The organism is Bradyrhizobium sp. CCBAU 53415 (genome assembly GCF_028128735.1).
Taxonomy (GTDB): Bacteria; Pseudomonadota; Alphaproteobacteria; order Rhizobiales; family Xanthobacteraceae; genus Bradyrhizobium.
Genome location: NZ_LBJF01000023.1, coordinates 174,579 through 195,621 on the forward strand (window position 1 = coordinate 174,579; position 21,043 = coordinate 195,621).

The following is a 21,043-nucleotide window of genomic DNA, read 5'->3' on the forward strand; positions in this document are numbered from 1 at the left end:
ATTGTCACCGCGTTGATTTTGCAGCACTATTTAAGGCTCCGCGTCTCCCACGAGGGGAGAGGGGAAGAACGGTCGCCGCTGCCGATTAGCGAAACAGACGATGCGCAGCTAAGCGTTCGAATACTTCTTCAGCTCGAGCCGCGCGATCTGGTTGCGGTGAACCTCGTCCGGCCCGTCGGCGAGACGCAGCAAGCGCGCGGTGGCGTAGGCTTGGGTCAAACCGAAATCGTTCGAGGTCCCGCCGCCGCCATGGGCCTGAATTGCCCAGTCGATGATCTGGCAGGCCATGTTGGGCACGGCGACCTTGATCATGGCGATCTCGGCCTTCGCGACCTTGTTGCCCACCGTGTCCATCGCGTGGGCCGCATTCAGCGTCAGCAGCCGGGCCTGCTCGATCATGATGCGGGCTTCCGCGATGCGCTCCTGCGTCACCGTCTGCTCCGAGACCGGTTTGCCGAACGCGACCCGGCTGCGCACGCGGCGGCACATCTTCTCCAGCGTGCGTTCGGCCAGGCCGATCAGGCGCATGCAGTGATGAATGCGGCCGGGCCCCAGGCGGCCCTGTGCGATCTCGAAACCGCGGCCCTCGCCGAGCAGCATGTTCTCCTTGGGCACGCGCACATTGATGAACACCACTTCGGAGGCGCGGTCGGGCACGCCGTAGAAGCCGAACACGGGCAGGGGACGTTTCACCTCGATGCCGGGCGTGTCCATCGGCACCAGAATCATGGATTGCTGCTTGTGGCGGTCGGGATTGTCGGGGTCGGTCTTGCCCATGAAGATGCAGATCTTGCAGCGCGGGTCGGTCGCATTCGTCGTGTACCATTTGCGGCCGTTGATGACGTAATGATCGCCGTCGCGCACGATGGAGCTCTCGATGTTGGTCGCATCGGATGATGCGACCGCCGGCTCGGTCATGGCGAAGCAGGAGCGGATCTCGCCGGCGAGCAGCGGCTTCAGCCAGCGCTCCTTGTCTTTCTCCGAGCCGTAGCGCTCCAGCACCTCCATGTTGCCGGTGTCGGGCGCCGAGCAGTTGAACACCTCGGGCGCGAGGTGCGAGCGTCCCATCACCTCGCAGAGCGGGGCATATTCGAGATTGGAAAGACCGGCGCCGTGACTACTTTCGGGCAAGAACAGATTCCAGAGCCGCTCGGCGCGCGCCAGCGGCTTCAGCTCCTCGACGATTGGATAGACCTTCCACGGCCCGAGCTCTTCGGCCTCGCGATAGAAGCGTTCCTCGTTCGGGTAGATGTGCCGGTCCATGAAGCTTTCGAGCTTGCGCTTGAGCTCGGCGACTTTGGGCGACATCGGGTAGAGCATCTTTCGTCTCCTGGATCGAAGGGCGACGTCGTTGCGTGGCGCGAGCTTGTGTCTTGCGCGCGAGGTTAGCGGAAGGTCACGCGGCGTTCACGCAAAAAACGGCTGGCATGATTGCATGCGGCGCTTTTTCGGGGCTAACGTGAGGCGAGCTGCCGGCGAAGCAGCGTTCGCCGTGGAGGAGATGGATGTCAGCGGAAAGACACAAGTCCGGTACGACCGGCGCATCTACGATCGATGTTTCCGCTCTCCGTGCCCGCTATCGCGACGAGCGCGACCATCGTCTGCGCGCCGAGGGCAAGGCGCAATATGTCGAGGTCACAGGCGAATTCGGCCGCTACCTCGACGACCCCTGGGCCGATCCGGGATTTTCGCGGGCAGCTGTCAGCGAAGCGACCGAAGTGCTCATCGTTGGCGGCGGCTTCGGCGGTCTGTTGTGTGGCGCGCGGTTGCGCGAGACCGGCATCGATGATTTTCGTATCGTGGAAAAGGCCGCCGACTTCGGCGGCACCTGGTACTGGAATCGCTATCCCGGTGCCGCCTGCGATACCGAGAGCTATATCTATCTGCCGCTGCTGGAAGAGACCGGCTACATGCCGGTGCGCAAATACGCCCGGGCGCCGGAGATCTACGAGCATTCACGGCGTATCGGTCGTCATTTCGGGCTCTACGAGCGCGCGTTGTTCCAGACCGTCATCTCGCGGATGACGTGGCAGGAGCAGGAGGCGCGCTGGCTGGTCGAGACCGATCGGGGCGATCGCATCCGCGCGCGCTTCGTCATTCTTGCCGGCGGTCCGCTGAGCCGTCCGAAGCTGCCGGGCATTCCCGGCATCGAGACGTTCAAAGGCCACAGCTTTCATACCAGTCGCTGGGATTACGGCTACACCGGCGGCAATGCGGACGGTGGTCTGACCGGTCTCGCCGGCAAGCGCGTCGGCATCATCGGCACCGGCGCCACTGCCGTGCAATGCGTGCCGCATCTCGGCCGTTCGGCGAAGCAGCTCTATGTCTTCCAGCGCACGCCGTCTGCGATCGGCGTTCGCGACGACCGTCCGACGGATCAGGCCTGGGCGCAGAGCCTCGAGCCAGGCTGGCAGCGCGAACGCATGGACAATTTCACGGCCGTGATTTCAGGCGAGCCGTTCGAGCAGGATCTGGTGCAGGACGGCTGGACCGGCCTGCTCGGCGAGATCCTGCTGGCGCCGCGCCGGCAGACGCAGCCGGTGACCTCGATGGAAGAGGCGCTGAAGCTGATCGAGCAGGCCGACTACCGCAAGATGGAGGAGATCCGCGCCCGCGTCGACGCGGTGGTCAAGGACAAGGCGACCGCGGCAGCGCTCAAGCCCTGGTACAAGGCATTCTGCAAGCGACCGTGCTTCCACGACGAATATCTCGACACCTTCAATCGCCCCAACGTGCATCTCGTGGATACCGGAGGGCAGGGCGTGGAGCGCATCACGGAGAATGCCGTGATCGTCGACGGCAGGGCCTACGAGCTCGACTGCCTGATCTACGCCAGCGGTTTCGAGGTCGGCACCGACTACGCGCGCCGCATGGGCTTCGAGGTCTATGGCCGCGACGACATGAGCCTGTCCCAGCGCTGGCGCGACGGCGTCAAGACGCTGCACGGCTTCTACAGCCGCGGCTTCCCGAACTGCTTCCTGATCGTCACGGTGCAGGCCGGACAGAGCGCCAATTTTCCGCACATCATCGACGAGCAATCGCAGCACATCGCCTATGTCATCAAGGAGGCCCGCGAGCGCAAAGCGCGCACCCTGGAGCCCACGCTCGCCGCCGAGAACGCCTGGGTCGACGAGGTCGTCAAGGCCGCGCTCGGCCGGCAGACCTATCTCGCCGAATGCACGCCGGGCTACTACAACAACGAAGGCGTATTCGATCCGATCGCGGCGAGAAACAGCCAATATTGGCGCGGGCCGGTGGCATTCCTGCGGCTGCTCGCGAAATGGCGCAAGGAGGGGAATCTGGGAGGTCTCGAATTGTCCTATGATCACGCCATGGAGTCGGCGCTTTCCAACGGGTAAGATTGCGCCGCCGAGCGGTGCAGGACAGGAGACTGGGTATGATCAGGGGCAGGGCTGTTGCGGGAGCGGTTTTTGGCGCAATGACGCTGCTCGGTTGGCTGGCACCCTCCGCCGAGGCCGCGCAATGCGGCAGCTCGTCCGCCGGCTTCGAGGCCTGGAAGCGCGAGTTCAGCGCGGAGGCGCAGGGCAAGGGTATCGGTCCCACCGCGCTCTCGGCGCTGATGCAGACCAATTACGCCAGCGCCACCATCGCGGCCGACCGCGGCCAGCGCAGCTTCTCGCTGACGCTCGACCAGTTCCTGGCCAAGCGCGGCGCCACCACCATCGTTGCCAGGGGACGGCAGCTCAAGCAGTCGCAGGCCGCCTTGTTCGCTTCGATCCAGCAGCGCTATGGCGTCCCGCCCGGACCCTTGATTGCGATCTGGGGCATGGAGACCGGCTTCGGCAGCCAGCGCGGCAACCAGAACATGCTGTCGTCGATCGCGACCCTTGCCTATGACTGCCGCCGGCCCGAGTTTTTCACCGACCAGCTCTATGCGGCCTTGAAGCTGATCGACCGGGGTACGCTGTCGGGGGCAACCCGCGGCTCCATGCATGGCGAGGTCGGCCAGACCCAGTTCATGCCCAAGAACATTCTGGCCTACGGTACCGGCAATCTCGAAGTCGCAGCGAATGCGCTGAACTCGACGGCGAACTTCCTCAAGGCCCATGGTTGGCGCGCGGGAGCCGGATACCAGCCGGGCGAGCCGAATTTCGCTGCCATCGAGGCCTGGAATGCCGCAGGCGTTTACCAGAAGGCAATCGCGCTGATGGGCCGGCAGATCGACGAGGGCGGCGGCGCTGCGGCATCGCGCTAGAACATGATCGGGACCCGAACGGCCGCGTTGGCGAAAAGTGCGCAGCGGTTTTCCGAAAAGATTATGCTTAAACAATAACCTAAAGCGCGACGACGATCTCATCGCGCCTTAAGCCGCTCAGCAAGCCGTGATGCGCCGGCGCGAGAAAGTTGTTGCCATTCGGAACCGACGGCACGAGGTTTGCTTTGATCAAGTTCAGGGCTGGGCATGAGGAGACTCAACATGGCTACCCAGATCGTGATGGACCAGACTGGCGACACACGCCACGAGTTTGATCCTGGCAATGCCGAAGCGCTGGCGCGAGCCGAACGGCGCTTTCGGGAGCTCACCGGAGCCGGCTTCACCGCCGCTCTTCGAACCGGTCCCGGCGAAGTCACCCGGATCCGGTCGTTCGACCCGACCGCGCAGGAAACGCTGTTCTATCCCCGCCTGGTCGGCGGTTGATCTGAGCTGTCCATGATCGCGGCAGTTTGGCTCCGCGCGCCGGCGCGTGCGCGTTTGCATGCGCTGCGTGAACTCTATCGCCGCTTCTTTGGCGAGAACACGCCGGATGCGCGCGGCCGCCGGCTTCTGGCCGAATGGTTGTCGCCGGCGCAGCGCGCGCAGTTCGAGCAGCACCGGTATTTCGATGTCGTCGGTTGCGACACCGGCAGAATCTACCGCATTCACTACGGCACAGCCGCCAATGTCCACGAGATCGACGGCGAAGGGCATGCGACGATGGGGTGGTGCTTCGTTCCGTCAGGCTTCCTGGTGCCAGGCGATGTGATGCTGGCGCAGAAGATCGCGCTCGAAACGGACGAGAAGGGTGCGCTCGCGCTCGCAAACCGGTTTCCGCCGGCTACGCATTCCGAGCATTTCTACCGGCGGCCCTTCTAGCGCCGGGAAGGGTGAGGCGGTCAGAAATGCGTGGAGCGGTAGGCGTCCAGCGCATGCGCAGCGAAGACTCCGATACTGCACAGGGCGAGCAGCGCCGAGATCAGCTCAATCATTGCTCGTCCTCCCGTGCCGGCTGGGCAACGAGGTTCTGGCAGCAGGAAAAATCGTAGATCAGGTCGAGGATCAATTGCATGGTGGCCGTCCCTGTATTTATTTTGACAACCATCTAACCGGCCATCTGTTTCAGGCGTGTTTCGTCGCATCGGGAAAGGGGTTTCGTGCGGAACCCCGCGCTGGTTTGCGCGCTGCGGGCCCGCTATATGCCGCTGTCGCTCACGGCCGTTGAGCCGTCTCTTTGGCAGCGGCGCATCACATTGCGAGGCAAAATCATGGCGCAGGTCGAGTGGTTCGACGATCTCACCGTCGGAATGCGGTTCAAGTCCCCCGAAGTTCTGGTCACCGAGGCCGACATCAAGCGCTTCGCCGCCGAGTTCGATCCGCAGCCGATGCATCTCGACCACGAGGCCGCCAAGACGACCTTGTTCAACGGGCTTGCCGCCTCGGGATGGCACACCGCGGCGATCGCCATGAACCTCGCAATCCAGACCCGCCCGTTCGGCCCGCATCCGCTGATCGGCGCCGGTGTCGATGGGCTGCGCTGGACCGTTCCGGTGCGGCCCAACGACCGTCTGCATCTGGTCGGCGAGGTCATGAGCCTGACGCCGTCCAAGTCGAAGCCGCAGGGTATCGCGCTGGTGAAATGGACGATGTTCAACCAGAAGGGCGAGGAGGTTTACACCTTCACTCCGATCGCAATCGTGCCGCGGCGGGACTCTCGTTGACTCATTCGGCGAGCCCCTGAACCGGCGCCGCGCTGGCGTCGCTGCCGTGATGCGTCAACGGCTTCATGCCGGTGACGGTCCGCAGCAGCACATAGAACACCGGCGTCAGGAACAGGCCGAACACCGTGACGCCGATCATGCCGGAGAACACGGCAACGCCCATCGCGCGCCGCATCTCCGAGCCCGCGCCGGTCGAGAGCACCAGCGGCAGCACGCCCATGATGAACGCCATCGAGGTCATCAGGATCGGGCGGAGCCTCAAGCGGCTTGCCTCGATCGCGGCCCGGATCGGCGTGCGCCCGGCGAATTCGAGCTCGCGCGCGAATTCGACGATCAGGATCGCGTTCTTGGCGGAGAGACCGACCAGCACGATCAAGCCGATCTGGGTGAAGACGTTGTTGTCGCCCCTCGAGATCCAGACGCCGAACATTGCAGCCAACAGGCCCATCGGTACGATCATGATGATCGAGAGCGGCAGGGTCAGGCTCTCATAGAGCGCGGCCAGCACCAGGAACACCAGGAGGATCGCCAGCGGGAACACCCAGATGCCGGAATTGCCGGCGATGAACTCCTGATAAGTCAGGTCGGTCCATTCGAAGGCAAAGCCGGGCGGCAGCACCTCCGCGGCGATCCGCGTCGCCGCCTCCTGCGCCTGGCCCGATGAAAAACCTGGCGCGGCTGCCGCGTTGATGTCGGAGGACAGGAAGCCGTTATAGCGGATCGCGCGCTCCGGACCCGCGCTCTGGCGGATCGTGAGCAGCGCGGACAGCGGCACCATGTCGCCCGAGGACGAGCGCACCTTCAACTGCCTGATGTCGTCGGCGCGCGCGCGGAACGGCGCGTCGGCCTGAACCCGAACGGAATAGGTGCGGCCGAACTTGTTGAAGTCGTTGACGTAATAGGAGCCCAGGTAAATCTGCAGCGTGTTGAACACCTCGGTCACGGGCACGCCCAGCTGGAGCGCCTTGGTGCGGTCGATGTCGGCGAAGAGCTGGGGCACGTTGACCTGGAAGCTCGAAAACACGCCGGCGATCTCGGGTGCTTTCTGCATCGCCGCCATGAAGGCGTTCGTCGCCTCGTTCAGGGCGTCATAGCCCAGACCGGCACGGTCCTCGATCTGCAGCTTGAAGCCGCCGATGGTGCCGAGGCCGTTGACCGGCGGCGGCGGGAACATGGCGATGAAGGCTTCCTGGATCCCGGCATATTTCTTGTTCAACTCGGCCGCGATCGCGGGACCGCTGAGCGAGGGATCCTTGCGTTCGTCGAACGGCTTCAGTGTCGAGAACACGATGCCGGCGTTGGACGAGTTGGTGAAGCCCGAGATCGACAGGCCGGGGAAGGCGACCGAGCTCTCGACACCGGGTTGGGTCAGGGCGATGTCGCTCATCTTGCGGATCACCTCCTCGGTGCGGTCGAGCGTCGCCCCGTCGGGCAGGCGGGCGAAGCCGACCAGATATTGCTTGTCCTGGCCCGGCACGAAGCCACTCGGCACCTGCTGGAACAGGAGTGCGGTGAGGCCGACCAGGACCACGTAGAGACCCATCACCGCGGCCTTGCCCGAGATCACCTTGGTGACGGTGCCGCTGTAATTTTCCGAGGAGCGCGTGAAGGCCTTGTTGAAGCCGCGGAAGAACCAGCCAAGGCTCTTTTCCATGACCAGCGTCAGCCTGTCCTTGGGTTCGTCGTGGCCCTTGAGCAGCAGCGCCGACAGGGCCGGCGACAGCGTCAGCGAGTTGACGGCCGAGATCACGGTCGAGATCGCGATCGTCAGCGCGAACTGCTTGTAGAATTGCCCGGTGAGGCCGGAGATGAAGGCGAGCGGCACGAACACCGCGATCAGCACCATGGCGATTGCGATGATCGGACCCGACACCTCGCGCATCGCCTGATAGGTGGCGTCACGCGGCGACAGCCCGCCCTCGATGTTGCGCTCGACGTTCTCGACCACGACGATGGCGTCGTCGACGACGATGCCGATCGCGAGAACGAGGCCGAACAGGCTGAGCGCGTTGATGGAGAAGCCGAACACATGCATCACCGCGAAGGTGCCGACGATCGACACAGGCACGGCCAACAGAGGGATGATCGAGGCGCGCCAGGTCTGCAGGAACAGGATCACCACCAGCACGACGAGGGCGATGGCCTCCAGCAGCGTGTGGATGACGGCTTCGATCGAGGAGCGCACGAACTGGGTGGGGTCGTAAACGATCTGGTAGGACACGCCCTCGGGCATGTTCTTCTTGATCTCGGCCATGGTGGCGCGGACGTTGTCGGAAATCTGCAGCGCGTTGGAGCCGGGCGCCTGGAAGATCGGGATCGCCACCGCCTGCTTGTTGTCCAGCAGCGAGCGCAGGCCGTATTCGGAGGCCCCGAGCTCGATGCGCGCGACGTCGCGCAGCCGCACGACTTCGCCGCGTGTGCCGGTCTTGACCACGATGTCGCCGAACTGCTCCTCGTTCGCGAGCCGGCCTTCCGCGTTGACGGAGAGCTGCAGATCGATACCCCTGACGTTCGGGGAGGAGCCGACCACGCCGGCGGCGGCCTCGACATTCTGCGCCTGGATCGCCCGCACGATGTCGCTCGCGGTCAGGCCGTGCTCGGCCGCCTTCTGCGGATCGACCCAGACCCGCATCGAATAGTCGCCCGCACCATAAAGCTGGACGTCGCCGACGCCGTCGATCCGCGCCAGCCGGTCCTTGACGTTGAGCACGGCATAGTTGCGCAGATACGTCATGTCGTAGCGGCCGTTCGGCGACAGCAAGTGAACGACCATGGTGAGGTCGGGCGACGACTTCTTGGTGATGATGCCGAGCTGGCGCACCACGGCCGGCAGGCGCGGCTCGGCCTGCTGCACGCGGTTCTGCACCAGCTGCGTTGCCTTGTCAGGGTCGGTGCCGAGGCGGAACGTCACCGTCAGCGTCATCGCGCCGTCGGTGGTTGCCTGGCTCGACATGTACAGCATGTTCTCGACGCCGTTGATCTGCTCCTCGATCGGGGTCGCCACCGTCTCCGCGATCACTTTGGGATTGGCACCGGGATAGGTCGCGCGCACCACGACGGAGGGTGGCACCACGTCCGGGTATTCCGAGATCGGCATCGCGAACAGCGAGATCAGGCCGGCGAGGAAGATCAGCACCGACAGCACGCCGGCGAAGATCGGACGATCGATGAAGAATTTCGAGAGATTCATTGGCTTTGCCCCTGGGCAATATCGTGCGGTTCTCCGACCGCTTCACCGTCATTCCGGGGCGCGCGCATCGCGCGCGAACCCGGAATCCAGAGGTGAGATGATCGGAACTTCGTAATCTCGAGATTCTCAGGTGCGCAATTGCGCACCGGAGTTCGCGCTACGCGCGCCCCGGAATGACTTAGCGTTGCACCACGTCCTGGTTGCCGTGGTTGGAGGCCTGCCGTGGTCCGCGCGCGCCCATGGCCGCCACTTCCGTCTTGAGCAGGGCACCGGGACGCACGCGCTGGAGGCCGTTGACGACAATGCGGTCGCCGGACTTCAGGCCCGAGGTGACGATGCGAAGCCCATCGACCGCGCCGCCGAGCGTGACCGGCCGGTAGACGGCGCGGCTGTCGTCACCGACCGCCATCACGAACTTCTTGTCCTGGTCGGTGCCGATCGCGCGCTCGTCGATCATGACCAGCGCCTGCTGCTTCGGCTGGCCCATGCGTACGCGGGCGAACTGACCGGGGATGAGACGCCCGTCATCGTTGCGGAATACGGCGCGGACACGGATGGTCCCGCTCTGGCCGTTGACCTGGTTGTCGATGAGCTGGATGTGACCCTTCGCCGAGAGGCCGCCCGACGTCGTCATCTCGACCGGGATCTGGTCGAGCTTGCCGCGCCTGCCGGAGGCATCCGCGATCGAGTTCAGCGCGCGCAGCACGACCTCCTCATCCGCGTCGAAAGAGGCATAGATCGGATTGACCGAGACCAGCGAGGTCAGCACCGGGGACGCGGTGCCGGCGGCAACGAGATTGCCGACGGTGACCTCGATCTTGCCGACGCGGCCGTCCACGGGCGCACGCACCTCGGTGTAGTCGAGATTGAGCTTTGCGGTCTGGAGCGTCGCCTCGGCCGCCTTCACATTGGCGATCGCTTCGCGATTGGCGTTGTCGCGCTGATCGTAGTCGCGCCGCGTCACGACGGCGTTGCCGACGAGCTGCGCGCCGCGTTCGAGCTCGCTCTGGGTGAACACGACGCGCGCTTTCGCTGCCTCGAGCTGGGCCGCAGCCTTGTCGACCTCGGCCGCATAAGGGGCGGGATCGATCTTGAACAGCACGTCGCCGGCCTTCACCAGCGCGCCTTCGGTGAAGTTCGCCGACAGGATCGCACCCGCGACGCGCGGGCGGAGCTCGACGCGGTTGATGGCCTCCAGCCGGCCGGAGAAGTCGTCCCACAGCACGGTCTGCCTTGGCTCGATCGTCGCGACGGTGACGGAAACGGCTTGTTCGGCCGCGGCGGCCGGTGTCGTCGCTTGCGCCGCGTGAAAGTAGCGGCCGGTCGCAATCGAGCCGGCTGCGGCGAGGGCGCCCACGACGGCGACGCCACCCAGAAGGCGGCGGAAACGGCCGGTGCGGGAGGTATTTTGGGAGGGGTGCATTTGCGCGCTCCAGATATGTAGTGTTCACTACAGATGTGGAGCTGGATACCGCAGTGCAAGATACTTATGTACCATTCACTAAGAAAATTGTAGCGGCATACCGCAAGATTTGGAAGGCCCCGGGAAAGTAGAATTAGAACAAATAGTTAGGACTTCGCGTTAAGCCTCCGGCAGAACGCGAAGTCCGAGGAGACAGGCACATGGGCATGGGACGCCCCCGCGAATTCGACGCTGAAATGGCGTTGGACCAGGCGATGGAAGTGTTTTGGCGTCATGGCTATGAGGGCGCGACCATTGCCCAGCTCACCGAGGCCATGGGCATCAACCCGCCCAGTCTCTACGCCTGCTTCGGCAACAAGGAAGGCCTGCTGAAGGCCGCGCTCGACCGCTACACCAAGCTGCGCAACATCTGGATGGACGAGGTGGTGGCGGCACCGACCGCCCGCGCCGTCACCGAACGGATGCTGATGGGTATCGCCGACAAGCAGACCGATCCTGCCAATCCACCCGGCTGCCTGCTGGTGCAAGGCGGCATCGCCTGCGGCACCGGTTCCGAGAACGTTCCCTTCGAGCTCGCCGCCCGGAGAGCCCAGAACGAAGACCAGCTCCGCGACCGTTTCGTCCGCGCCAAGACCGAAGGCGATCTCAAGCCAACGTCAGATCCCGCCGCGCTCGCACGTTATGTCTCGGCTGTCTCCGTCGGCATGGGCGTGATGGCGTCCTCAGGCGCGGATCGGGAAGCGCTGCGGCAGGTCGCTGATGTCGCGGTGCAGGCGATCGAGGCGCAGTCGGCTGACAAGACGTAGCGCAGATCGCATTGCAGGGCAGCGCTCGATCCGAAGATCAACGCGATCGTCGTTCGCGATTTCGATCGCGCGAGAGACGCCGCCCGTGCCGCTGATGCCGCGCTCGGCCGCAACGAGCGGCGGCCGTTGCTCGGCATCCCCGTGACCTTGAAAGAACAGGTCAACGCCTCGATGCGCGCGATGGTGTGCTCGAGCAACTCTGACAAGGCGTCGATGGCCGGGACAAGCCCGGCCATGGGTGGAGAGAGTCAGGACGCTTCCTTGAGCACCGGTGCGGCCGTTTCCTCCGGCTTGAGCTCCTCGAGGCTGCGATGCCGTGGCTCGATGCCGAGGGCCCAGACCGTAATGATCTGCACCACCAGCAGTCCGATCATCAGCGCCATCACGCCGGCCACGCCGCGCGACTCGAACAGCGAGACGACGAGAAACGGCGTGACGATGGTGGCGCCGCGCCCCAGCGTGTTGACGATGCCGGAGGCGCGCAGGCGGACCTCGGTCGGAAACAACTCGGGGATGTAGATGCCGAACAGCAGTGCGACCAGCACGTAGATCGGCACCGTCAGCGCGAAGCCCACGGCCGGCAGCAGGATCGGGTCGGAGATCATGGGATAGAGAATGCCGAGCACCACCGCGATCAGCGATGCGCCGACGATGGTCGGCTTGCGGCCCCAGCGGTCTGCGGTCAATGCACCGATGGCCGAGCCGATCGGCGCGCCGAGCGCCATGAGCAGCGAATAGCCGAACGAGGTCGCGATCGAGAGGCCCTGCTTGACGAAGAATACCGGCAGCCAGGTCACGAAGCCGTAGAGCAGGGTGTTGATCGTGATCAGGCAGACCGCGCCGACGATCATCCGCGACAGCAAGGGCGCGGTGAACAGCGTGCCGAGATCGGCCGCGGCCGGGGCGGATGCGGCGGCCGCGGGAGCAGGCAAGGGCTGACCTTGCGCCGCCTCCTTCTCGATGGCCTGCATCAGCGCTTCCGCTTCCGCGGTGCGCCCCACCGCCTCCAGCCAGCGCGGCGATTCCGGCAGCGACTTGCGCATGTACCAGACCACGAGCGCGCCGACGCCGCCGAGCACGAACATGGAGCGCCAGCCGAATTGCGGCACCAGCACCGATGCGACCAACAGCGCCACGGGCAAACCGGTGACCACGCACACGCTCGTGAAGCCGAGCCATTTGCCGCGGGTGCGGGCGGGCACGAACTCGGTCATCGTCGAATAGCCGACGACGTTTTCCGCCCCGAGCCCAACGCCCATCACGAATCGGCAGGCGATCAGGAAGGCCATGTTCGGCGAGAATGCCGCAGCAAGGGAAGCGATGCCGAAAAGCAGCAAATTGAACTGATAGGTGAAGCGGCGTCCGTAGCGGTCGCCCAGGAAGCCGGTGCCGAACGATCCCAGCATCATGCCGACGAATGTCGCGGAGATGAAGGCCGCGTTCTGGGCGAGCGTCGAAAAGCCTGATTTCAACGTAACGCTGAGCACGGTTCCGGCGATGTAAATGTCGAAACCGTCGAAGAACATGCCGATGCCGATCAGCAGCATGATGCGACGATGGAATGGACCGATCGGAAGCCGATCGAGGCGGCCACCTGCGTTCACCGATGTCGACATTGACGCTCTCCCTTGACTGTCATTCTGGTTGATGCGGCCCGCCTTCTATGGGCGATCGGCCGCGTGCAGTTCTGCTAGTTCAGCCGCTTCTGACTGGCCGTGTCGCGATACCAGTCGAACGGCTGCTCGTGGGTGGCGACCATCACGCTCTTGGTGTTGAAATGGTCGTCGAAACTCTCGGTGCCGAATTCGCGGCCGATGCCGGAATCGTCGACGCCGCCCCAGGGCGAGGCCGGGTCGAGTCGGTGATGATCGTTGATCCAGACGATGCCGGCTTTGACCGCGGCGGCGACACGGTGAGCGCGGGCGACGTCGCGGGTGCGAATGGCTGCGGCGAGACCAAACGGCGAGTCGTTGGCGAGCCGAAGCGCATCGGCCTCGTCCTTGAACGGCGTCACCGAGGTGAAGGGACCGAACACTTCCTCCTGGAAGATGCGCATGTCGGATTTGACGTCGGCGAAGACCGTCGGCTCGACGAAATAGCCGTTGTCATGGCCCGGCACCTTGGCGGCAACGCCGCCGGCGACGAGACGCGCACCGTCGGCGTGACCATAGCCCGCATAGGCGAGAACGCGATCGCGCTGCCTGGCCGAGATCACGGGGCCCATTTGGGTGCTGGGATCGAAGGGATCGCCGATGCGGATCGTGCGGGTCTTCGCTTGCAGCTTCTCGACGAACTCGTCGTAGATCGAGGCCTGGACGAGATGGCGCGAGGCGCAAACGCAGGTCTGCCCGGCGCCGATGAAGGCGCCGAACGCGGCATAGTTGACGGCGCGGTCCACGTCGAAATCGTCGAACACCATCACCGGCGTCTTGCCGCCGAGCTCCATGGTTTGATGAGCAAAGACCTTTGCGGCGGCGCTGCCGGCGATGCGACCCGCTTCGGTTCCGCCGGTCAGGACCAGCTTGTTGATGTCGCCATGCTCGGCGAGCATCTTGCCGGCGCTCTGGCCGAGGCCGAGGACGATGTTGAACACCCCAGGCGGCAGGCCCGCTTCGGTGAAGATCTGCGCGAGCTTCAGGGTGGTCAGCGGCGTGTATTCCGATGGCTTGACCACGGTCACGCATCCTGTCGCCAGCACCGCGGCCAGCGATTTGCACAGGATCATCAGCGGGTGATTGAACGGCGTGCAATTGGCGACGATGCCGATCGGCGTGCGGAGCGTGTAGTTGAGATAGGTGCCTTCGACGGGGATCACGGAGTCACGGCGCGACAAAGCGAGGCCCGCAAAGTAGCGGAAGAAATCGGGCAGGCGGGAGAGCTGGGCGCGGGTCTCGTTGACCGGGCGGCCGTTGTTGAGGGTCTCCAGCCGGTACAGGCTGTCGAGATTGGCTTCGAACGCGTCGGCGAGCTTGTTGACCAGCCTGGCTCGCGCACGCGTATCCATGCCGCCCCATGCCTTGCCTTCGAACGCGGCGCGCGCGCTTTTCATGGCGCGGTCGATATCCCCAGCGGTCGAATCGGGAATGCGGGCAATGACATCGCCGGTCGCGGGATTGCGAACGTCCAGCATCGCGCCGTCTCCGGCCTCGACCTCACGTCCATCGATGAAATTGCCGTGGGTTTCGACGTCGATCGACGCGGGTTTCGACGGAACGTTCATGATGACCTCTCTTCGACGATGACGGCGTTGCGCTTGAGCGCCGGCAGAACGCGTTTTTCGGTGTCCCCGATATGGGCCTTGATGATGCGCGCCGCGGTGCGCGTTTCGCGGCGCTGCATGGCGTCGATCAGCGCGACATGCTCGGCAACGAGCTTTGCGGGGTCGTGGCCCTTCAGGTTGGAAATGCTGACGCGGACCAGCCGGTCGGCCTGGCCGATCAGGTCGCACAGGGCCGTCGCCATGCGGCGATTGCCGGAGGCGTGGGCCAGCGCGCTGTGGAAGCCGCGATTGTAGGCGATGAAGTCCTCGTGGTTGCCCGAGAAGCGGCGGAATTCGTCGAGCGACTTCAAGACGCTGTCGGGTGCGCTTTCGATCGCTTCGGCAACGCAGGCCGGCTCCAGCGCAAGACGGAAGCGCAGCAGGTCGCGGGCGTCGGATAGCGAGATCGGTGTGACCCGGTAGCCCTGGCGCGGCTGCACGGTCACGAGGTGTTCGCGCTGCAGCCTCAGAAGCGCATCCCGAACCGGCTGCCGGCTGACGTCATAGCGCTCGGCCAGATCCTGCTCACGCATTTCATCGCCTGGAGCAAGGCGGCAAGCTAAAATATCAGACCGCAACAGATCGTAGATATTCTCGCGCAAAAGCATCATATTTTAGATCTCCTTGGTATCAATATCTCAGTCGTGATATTTTACGTCAAGAGACAAATGCTTGAATTCCCTGACAGTTGATTTATCAGTCGGGGCCTTAGGGGCACGCGAACGCGCGAAGAAGTCAGGGAAGGGCCGGCCATGGACAGGCTTCTAGCCAACGGGACCGTCAATGCCGCGCAATCGGGCGAAGGGCCGCCGCTGTTCCTGTTCCACTCGCTGTTGTCGGACCGTGCGAGCTTTGATGCGATCGTGCCGGAGCTTCGGGCATCGTTCCGGACCATCGTGCCGGAGTTGCCGGGATTCGGCCGTTCACGCGCGGTGGAGGGCGGCCTTGCCGCGGTCGCCGACCGGATGGCCGAGGCCGTGCGCGATGCCGCGGGCGGCGCCCCGGCGATCGTGCTCGGCAACGGCTATGGCGGGTTCGTCGCCTTGCAGATGGCGATCCGGCATCTGGAGATCGCCGGCAAGCTCATTCTGGCCGACAGCGGCGCGGCGTTCTCGGAGCCCGGCCGCGAGGCGTTTCGCAACATGGCGAGGGTCTCGCGGGAGGAAGGGTTGGAGGCCATCACCGACGTCGCGATGCGGCGCCTGTTCGCGCCCGCGTTTCAAGCGCAGCATCCGGAGCTGATGCGGGATCGTCGCGCCGCATTTCTGCGGACGGATTCCGACGTGTTTCGTGCCGCATGCGAGGCGTTGGCAAGCCTCGACCTGCGCACCGAGCTTGCCGCCGTGAAAGTGCCGGTGCTCGTCCTGGTCGGCGAGCACGACGAAGCGACGCCTCCGCCGATGTCGCACGAGCTGGCTGCCGGGTTGCCGCACGCCGAGCTCAAGATCATTCCCGGATGCGCGCACGTGCCGCAGCTTCAATCGCCGCAGCAGTTCCTCGCGGCTATCGAGGCCTTCTTGCTCTGATCGGCGCCTTGCGTTCGACTCAGCGATCCCGTTCCGAACGGTTAATGGTGTCGGCACGCCGACGCGCTCGCAATCGGCGACGAGCCTGTCTTCGCGTTCTGTCTCGGGCCTCTGGGGCACGGCATTAGCCGTCAGATTCCGTATCGCGACAGGATTCTCCTAAGAGTTTTTATACACAGTTCTGGCACGTTCCGCGCGTCAAGACCCGCAACCTGCATCGTCGCGTCTCATTGCGCGCACGAAAAGATGGGGCCCGCGGGCATCGAGGGGGCGTGAGCCATGACTGTACTTGCTTCGGACGCCGGTCGCGCGAAGGGTGGGATCGTGCCGATCCTGCTATGCGTCGTGCCGTTCAGCCAGATTCCGCTCGATGCCTATACGCCCGGCCTGCCGCAGATGGTGGTGGATCTCGCCACTGATGCGGCGTCGATGCAGAACACCGTCACCGCCTACATGCTCGGCATGAGCCTTGCCCTGGTGCCGGTCGGCATCGCCTCCGACACGCTCGGCCGCCGCAACGTCCTGCTCGCAGGGCTGTCGGTGCTGATCGCGATGAGCATCGCCTGTGCGCTCGCCACCAGCGCTTCGCTGCTGCTCGGCTTGCGCTTCCTGCAAGGCATTGGCGGCTGCACCTGCCTCGTCGTCGCCTATGCGGTCGCCGCCGATTGCTTCCGCGGCCGCGAGCTTACGGCGATTTCGGGTCTGCTTGGAGCTGCCTGGGGATTGGCGCCCGTGCTTGCTCCGGCGGCCGGCGGATTCATCGTGGAGCTGACGTCCTGGCGCGGAGTGTTCGTCGTGATTGCCGTCGCCGCAGCAATCGTCGCCACGATCGTCGTGTTCTTTCTGCCTGAAACGTTGCCAGCGGACCGGCGCTCACCGTTTGATCCGCGCCGCACTGCCGGTGTCTTGCGCGAGGCGCTCGTTCGTCGGGGCTTCCTGGCTTTCGTGCTGGTCTTTGCCGCGGCGGCGAGTGCGCAGCTGGCATTCGGCGTCGTCGCACCGTTCTTCTACCAGACCGGCCTTGGTTACTCGGCGGCGATCTACGGCCTCGTCGCGCTCAGTCTCGGCGGCGTCAATCTCGCCGGCGAGCTCGGTTGCGCGCATTGCGCGCGCTTCGTGCCGGCCCGCATGCTGGGCTTCGGCGCCTTCGCGCTGTTCCTTGCCGGCGCGGCGGTCCTGACCGCGACGGGCATGATGGTCGGTCTCGATTTCGCGTCGATCACGATCGGCGGCGCGCTCGTGCTCGGCGGCTGCGGCGTGCTGTGCCCGATGATGTACGGCATGGCGCTCGGCCTGTTCGAGCGCGACCACGGACTGATCGGCGGCCTCATCAGTGCACTCTGCTATCTCGCCGTGAGCGGCGCCATGGCGATCGCCGCGGTGCTGCCCGAGGCGACGCAGGCGCCGATCGGATGGCTTTATCTCGGCCTCTGCACCATTGCGGGGACGCTGCTGGCGATCTCGCTGCCCTCAGTGCGCCACGCCACACAGACTTAAGGAAGGAACCAATTCATGACCACTGTCGGCATTCGCGGCACGTTCTTCGACTTCGTCGATGATCCCTGGAAGCACATCGGCAACGAGCAGGCCGCTGCGCGCTTTCACCAAGATGGCCTCATGGTCGTCACCGACGGCGTGATCAAGGCGTTCGGTTCCTATGACAAGATCGCCGCCGCGCATCCGGGCGTGCAGGTCACCCACATCAAGGATCGCATCATCGTCCCGGGCTTCATCGACGGTCACATTCACCTGCCGCAGACCCGCGTGTTAGGGGCCTATGGTGAGCAGCTGCTGCCGTGGCTGCAGAAGTGGGTCTATCCGGAGGAGCTCAAGTATCGCGATCGCAACTATGCGCGCGAGGGCGTGAAGCGCTTCCTCGACGCGCTGCTGGCGTCCGGCACCACCACCTGTCAGGCCTTTACCAGCTCCTCGCCGGTCTCGACCGAAGAGCTGTTCGAGGAAGCGGCCCGCCGCAACATGCGCGTCATCGCGGGCCTCACCGGCATCGATCGCAACGCGCCGGCCGATTTCGTCGATACCCCCGAGAATTTCTATCGCGACAGCAAGCGGCTGATCGCGCAGTACCACAACAAGGGCCGCAATCTCTACGCCATCACGCCGCGGTTCGCCTTCGGCGCCTCGCCGGAACTGCTCAGGGCGTGTCAGCGCCTCAAGCACGAGCATCCGGATTGCTGGGTCAACACCCACATCTCCGAGAACCCGGCCGAATGCAGCGGCGTGCTGGTCGAGCATCCGGACTGCCAGGACTATCTCGGGGTCTACGAGAAGTTCGACCTGGTCGGTCCAAAGTTCTCCGGCGGCCACGGCGTCTATCTCTCCAACAACGAGTTCCGCCGCATGTCGAAGAAGGGCGCCGCGGTGGTGTTCTGCCCGTGCTCGAACCTGTTCCTCGGCAGCGGCCTGTTCCGGCTCGGCCGCGCCACCGATCCCGAGCATCGCGTGAAGATGTCGTTCGGCACCGACGTCGGTGGCGGCAACCGCTTCTCGATGATCTCCGTGCTCGACGACGCCTACAAGGTCGGCATGTGCAACAATACGCTGCTCGACGGCAGCATCGATCCCACGCGCAAGGACCTTGCAGAGGCCGAGCGCAACAAGCTGTCGCCCTATCGCGGCTTCTGGTCGATCACGCTCGGCGGTGCCGAAGGTCTCTACATCGACGACAAGCTCGGCAATTTCGAGCCCGGCAAGGAGGCCGATTTCGTCGCGCTCGATCCGAATGGCGGGCAGATGGCGCAAGCGTGGCACCAGTCGCTGATCGCGGACGGCGCCGGCCCGCGCACGATGGATGAAGCCGCGAGCATGCTGTTCGCCGTCATGATGGTCGGCGACGATCGCTGCGTCGACGAGACCTGGGTGATGGGCAAGCGTCTCTACAAGAAGAGCTGAGACGGCAGCTCATGAGCGCATTCCCCGACACGGCCGGCCAGCCGGTCGCCCTCGTCATCCAGCGCCGCATTGCCGACGACGGCTTTGCCGCGTTCGCGCGGTGGAACGGCGAGGTTGGCGAGGTGCTCAAGGCGTGGCCCGGATTCCTGGGGCAGGAGGTGGTGCCGCCGCAACCGCCCGCTCATGTGGACTGGGTGACGATCCTGCGTTTCGCCAGCCCGGCCGCAGCACGCGCCTGGCTCCAGAGCGATGTTCGGGCGCGGCTGATCGGGCAGGTACAACGCTTCTTCGTCGGCTCCGAGGACGTCCACATCCTGCCCGACACCGGCGTTCAGCGTGACAATGCGGTGTCCGCCGTCATCTCCTTCGAGGTCCCCGACGGGCTCGAGGATGCGTTCCTGAAATGGCAGCAGCGCATCCAGGCCGCGGAAGCCGAGTTCAAGGGATTCCTGCGCCACAAGATCGAGCGGCCGATTCCGGGCCTGCACGACGAATGGATCATCATCCTGTCGTTCGACAGCGATGAAAATCTCAATGCCTGGCTCGACTCGCCCGTGCGGCAGACGCTGCTGAAGGAGGGCGAGCGCTTCAACGCCGGCATGAACGTGAAGCGGGCGAGCTATGGATTCAATTTCTGGTTCCCGGCCGGCAAGACGCAGGCTCCGGAACAAGGTTCGGAGCTGATCTGGAAGAGCAATCTCATCGTCCTGCTGGTGCTCTATCCCGTGGTCTATCTCTGGGGCACTTTCATCAGCCGGCCGCTGATCGACAGTCACGGCGTGCCGATCTGGCTGTCGCTGTTCGTCGGCAATCTCGTCAGCACCCAGCTGCTCGGCTGGTGGCTGGTGCCCGCCGCGTTCAGGGCGCTCGACTGGTGGGTGACGCCGAAGGCGACGCTCGGCCGCCAGATCGCGGGCTACGCGCTGCTCGCCGCGCTCTACGTCGCATCGATGGCGCTGTACGCGCTGCTGCTCGCGTGGCATTGGGGGCGGTGAGACCGTCCGCAACTGGCACGTGACGACCATGTTCGCCCTGACATTTCTCGGGACCTCGGCAAGCGTTCCCTCAGCGGAGCGCAACCATCCGGCGCTCCTCGTGGAAGCCGCGGGCAAGCGTGTCCTGATTGATTGCGGCGAGGGCACGCAGCGCCAGCTTCTGCGCAGTGGCGCCGGCTTTCGGCGGCTCGACCGCATCCTGCTGACGCACGCTCATCTCGATCACGTGCTCGGCATTCCCGGCCTGTTCTCGACGCTCGGCCTGCGGCAGACCTCCGACGTGATGACCATTCACGGTGGGGAGGGCACGCTCGACATCGTCATCCGAATGCTCGCAGGCCTGTGGGGCGCGGGCAGGGCGCCGATCGCGGTGGAGTTCGCAGCGCTGACCGAAGGACAGGTCATCGAGGCCGGTGAGTTCACCATCGATTGTTTCCCGGTCCGCCATCGCGACACCGACAGTTTTGGTTTCGTGTTTCAAAGCCCAGCGCGCCGTCATCTTCGGACCGATCGGCTCATGACGCTTGGTGTCCCCGACGGTCCCTTGCGCGGCGAATTGGCCGCGGGCCGACCGATCGTGCTCGCCAACCGAACCATCGATCCGGAAGACGTCCTCGGTCCGCCGAGCGGCGGCAGGAAGCTCGTCGTGATCGGCGACACCGAGACCACCGAGGGGCTGTCGCAATACGTTGCCGATGCCGACATGATGGTGATCGAGGCGACGTTCCTCGATCGCGACGCGCCGACCGCGCGGAACTACGGCCATCTCACCGCGGCAGAAGCGGCTTCCTTTGCAGCCACGAACAACGTCGGGCAGCTCGTGCTGACGCATATGTCGGGACGCTACGAAGACGAGGAGATTCTTGCCGAAGCCGCAAAGATCTTCCCGAACACCCGGATCGCCGCGGACTTCGATCGCATCGTCGTCTGATCAGCCCATTGCGAAGCCGGGACTGTCCGAAAAGAGCAACAAGACGTTTCGCTCGGGCGTGAACGC

The 21,043-nt window shown here is 64.7% G+C and carries 17 protein-coding genes and 1 pseudogene; 12 read left to right on the forward strand and 6 right to left on the reverse strand.

The features are described 5' to 3' along the window. Positions 1 to 108: 108 nt before the first annotated feature. On the reverse strand, positions 109 to 1,320 hold the full coding sequence (locus XH87_RS16695; RefSeq protein ID WP_271588120.1) for an acyl-CoA dehydrogenase family protein: 1,212 nt from the start codon (positions 1,318 to 1,320) through the stop codon (positions 109 to 111). A gap of 185 nt (positions 1,321 to 1,505) precedes the next feature. Between XH87_RS16695 and XH87_RS16700 the strand changes: the two genes are divergently transcribed. From XH87_RS16700 to XH87_RS16720, 5 genes are all read left to right on the forward strand, one after another. Beyond that, complete coding sequence (locus XH87_RS16700) at positions 1,506 to 3,359, forward strand: flavin-containing monooxygenase (RefSeq protein ID WP_271588121.1); 1,854 nt, start codon at positions 1,506 to 1,508, stop codon at positions 3,357 to 3,359. Positions 3,360 to 3,397: 38 nt separating this feature from the next. Further along, positions 3,398 to 4,216, forward strand: coding sequence for a lytic murein transglycosylase (locus XH87_RS16705; RefSeq protein WP_271588122.1), 819 nt, complete (start codon positions 3,398 to 3,400; stop codon positions 4,214 to 4,216). 222 nt (positions 4,217 to 4,438) lie between these two features. Next, positions 4,439 to 4,660, forward strand: a complete 222-nt coding sequence (locus XH87_RS16710) for a hypothetical protein (RefSeq protein WP_007592399.1) — start codon at positions 4,439 to 4,441, stop codon at positions 4,658 to 4,660. A 12-nt stretch (positions 4,661 to 4,672) separates the two neighbouring features. Further along, the gene (locus XH87_RS16715) at positions 4,673 to 5,095 is read left to right on the forward strand and encodes a hypothetical protein (protein WP_271588123.1); all 423 of its coding nucleotides are present in this window, start codon (positions 4,673 to 4,675) and stop codon (positions 5,093 to 5,095) included. A gap of 389 nt (positions 5,096 to 5,484) precedes the next feature. Continuing rightward, complete coding sequence (locus XH87_RS16720) at positions 5,485 to 5,937, forward strand: MaoC family dehydratase (RefSeq protein WP_271588124.1); 453 nt, start codon at positions 5,485 to 5,487, stop codon at positions 5,935 to 5,937. 1 nt (position 5,938) lies between these two features. Here the strand turns inward: XH87_RS16720 and XH87_RS16725 are convergent, their stop codons facing one another. Then, positions 5,939 to 9,127: an efflux RND transporter permease subunit gene (locus XH87_RS16725; protein WP_271588125.1), complete on the reverse strand. Its 3,189-nt coding sequence runs from the start codon at positions 9,125 to 9,127 to the stop codon at positions 5,939 to 5,941. 178 nt (positions 9,128 to 9,305) lie between these two features. Further along, a complete protein-coding gene (locus XH87_RS16730) occupies positions 9,306 to 10,550 on the reverse strand; it encodes an efflux RND transporter periplasmic adaptor subunit (RefSeq protein ID WP_271588126.1) in 1,245 nt (414 codons plus the stop codon). A gap of 200 nt (positions 10,551 to 10,750) precedes the next feature. Between XH87_RS16730 and XH87_RS16735 the strand changes: the two genes are divergently transcribed. Both XH87_RS16735 and XH87_RS16740 read left to right on the forward strand, forming a co-directional pair. Further along, the gene (locus XH87_RS16735) at positions 10,751 to 11,356 is read left to right on the forward strand and encodes a TetR/AcrR family transcriptional regulator (RefSeq protein ID WP_271588127.1); all 606 of its coding nucleotides are present in this window, start codon (positions 10,751 to 10,753) and stop codon (positions 11,354 to 11,356) included. 21 nt (positions 11,357 to 11,377) lie between these two features. After that, positions 11,378 to 11,554 (forward strand): annotated as a pseudogene (locus XH87_RS16740) (amidase family protein); the annotation flags it as partial. Between the two features lie 50 nt (positions 11,555 to 11,604). Here the strand turns inward: XH87_RS16740 and XH87_RS16745 are convergent. The 3 genes from XH87_RS16745 to XH87_RS16755 form a co-directional block, all read right to left on the reverse strand. Next, the gene (locus tag XH87_RS16745; protein ID WP_271588128.1) at positions 11,605 to 12,972 is read right to left on the reverse strand and encodes an MFS transporter; all 1,368 of its coding nucleotides are present in this window, start codon (positions 12,970 to 12,972) and stop codon (positions 11,605 to 11,607) included. A gap of 74 nt (positions 12,973 to 13,046) precedes the next feature. Then, complete coding sequence (locus XH87_RS16750; protein WP_271588129.1) at positions 13,047 to 14,576, reverse strand: aldehyde dehydrogenase; 1,530 nt, start codon at positions 14,574 to 14,576, stop codon at positions 13,047 to 13,049. Continuing rightward, on the reverse strand, positions 14,573 to 15,223 hold the full coding sequence (locus XH87_RS16755) for a GntR family transcriptional regulator (protein WP_271588338.1): 651 nt from the start codon (positions 15,221 to 15,223) through the stop codon (positions 14,573 to 14,575). The genes XH87_RS16750 and XH87_RS16755 overlap by 4 nt, the downstream gene beginning before the upstream one ends. A 144-nt stretch (positions 15,224 to 15,367) precedes the next feature. Between XH87_RS16755 and XH87_RS16760 the strand changes: the two genes are divergently transcribed. The 5 genes from XH87_RS16760 to rnz all read left to right on the forward strand — a co-directional run bounded on the left by XH87_RS16760 (position 15,368) and on the right by rnz (position 20,977). Beyond that, positions 15,368 to 16,141: an alpha/beta fold hydrolase gene (locus XH87_RS16760; RefSeq protein WP_271588130.1), complete on the forward strand. Its 774-nt coding sequence runs from the start codon at positions 15,368 to 15,370 to the stop codon at positions 16,139 to 16,141. A gap of 279 nt (positions 16,142 to 16,420) precedes the next feature. Beyond that, positions 16,421 to 17,638, forward strand: coding sequence for a multidrug effflux MFS transporter (locus tag XH87_RS16765; RefSeq protein ID WP_271588131.1), 1,218 nt, complete (start codon positions 16,421 to 16,423; stop codon positions 17,636 to 17,638). A gap of 15 nt (positions 17,639 to 17,653) precedes the next feature. Continuing rightward, positions 17,654 to 19,051, forward strand: a complete 1,398-nt coding sequence (gene guaD / locus XH87_RS16770; RefSeq protein WP_271588132.1) for a guanine deaminase — start codon at positions 17,654 to 17,656, stop codon at positions 19,049 to 19,051. 11 nt (positions 19,052 to 19,062) lie between these two features. Continuing rightward, positions 19,063 to 20,046 carry an antibiotic biosynthesis monooxygenase gene (locus tag XH87_RS16775; protein WP_271588133.1) on the forward strand — a complete coding sequence of 328 codons (984 nt, stop codon included), beginning with the start codon at positions 19,063 to 19,065 and terminating at the stop codon, positions 20,044 to 20,046. 28 nt (positions 20,047 to 20,074) lie between these two features. Continuing rightward, positions 20,075 to 20,977, forward strand: coding sequence for a ribonuclease Z (gene rnz / locus XH87_RS16780; RefSeq protein ID WP_271588134.1), 903 nt, complete (start codon positions 20,075 to 20,077; stop codon positions 20,975 to 20,977). The last annotated feature ends 66 nt before the right edge of the window (positions 20,978 to 21,043 follow it).

What these genes read in the sequence shown, in the direction of transcription:
- XH87_RS16695 (WP_271588120.1), bottom strand. Translation starts at nt 1,320, where the DNA reads ATGCTCTACCCGATGTCGCCCAAAGTCGCCGAGCTCAAGCGCAAGCTC.
- XH87_RS16700 (WP_271588121.1), top strand. Translation starts at nt 1,506, where the DNA reads ATGTCAGCGGAAAGACACAAGTCCGGTACGACCGGCGCATCTACGATC.
- XH87_RS16705 (WP_271588122.1), top strand. Translation starts at nt 3,398, where the DNA reads ATGATCAGGGGCAGGGCTGTTGCGGGAGCGGTTTTTGGCGCAATGACG.
- XH87_RS16710 (WP_007592399.1), top strand. Translation starts at nt 4,439, where the DNA reads ATGGCTACCCAGATCGTGATGGACCAGACTGGCGACACACGCCACGAG.
- XH87_RS16715 (WP_271588123.1), top strand. Translation starts at nt 4,673, where the DNA reads ATGATCGCGGCAGTTTGGCTCCGCGCGCCGGCGCGTGCGCGTTTGCAT.
- XH87_RS16720 (WP_271588124.1), top strand. Translation starts at nt 5,485, where the DNA reads ATGGCGCAGGTCGAGTGGTTCGACGATCTCACCGTCGGAATGCGGTTC.
- XH87_RS16725 (WP_271588125.1), bottom strand. Translation starts at nt 9,127, where the DNA reads ATGAATCTCTCGAAATTCTTCATCGATCGTCCGATCTTCGCCGGCGTG.
- XH87_RS16730 (WP_271588126.1), bottom strand. Translation starts at nt 10,550, where the DNA reads ATGCACCCCTCCCAAAATACCTCCCGCACCGGCCGTTTCCGCCGCCTT.
- XH87_RS16735 (WP_271588127.1), top strand. Translation starts at nt 10,751, where the DNA reads ATGGGCATGGGACGCCCCCGCGAATTCGACGCTGAAATGGCGTTGGAC.
- XH87_RS16745 (WP_271588128.1), bottom strand. Translation starts at nt 12,972, where the DNA reads ATGTCGACATCGGTGAACGCAGGTGGCCGCCTCGATCGGCTTCCGATC.
- XH87_RS16750 (WP_271588129.1), bottom strand. Translation starts at nt 14,576, where the DNA reads ATGAACGTTCCGTCGAAACCCGCGTCGATCGACGTCGAAACCCACGGC.
- XH87_RS16755 (WP_271588338.1), bottom strand. Translation starts at nt 15,223, where the DNA reads ATGCTTTTGCGCGAGAATATCTACGATCTGTTGCGGTCTGATATTTTA.
- XH87_RS16760 (WP_271588130.1), top strand. Translation starts at nt 15,368, where the DNA reads ATGGACAGGCTTCTAGCCAACGGGACCGTCAATGCCGCGCAATCGGGC.
- XH87_RS16765 (WP_271588131.1), top strand. Translation starts at nt 16,421, where the DNA reads ATGACTGTACTTGCTTCGGACGCCGGTCGCGCGAAGGGTGGGATCGTG.
- guaD (WP_271588132.1), top strand. Translation starts at nt 17,654, where the DNA reads ATGACCACTGTCGGCATTCGCGGCACGTTCTTCGACTTCGTCGATGAT.
- XH87_RS16775 (WP_271588133.1), top strand. Translation starts at nt 19,063, where the DNA reads ATGAGCGCATTCCCCGACACGGCCGGCCAGCCGGTCGCCCTCGTCATC.
- rnz (WP_271588134.1), top strand. Translation starts at nt 20,075, where the DNA reads ATGTTCGCCCTGACATTTCTCGGGACCTCGGCAAGCGTTCCCTCAGCG.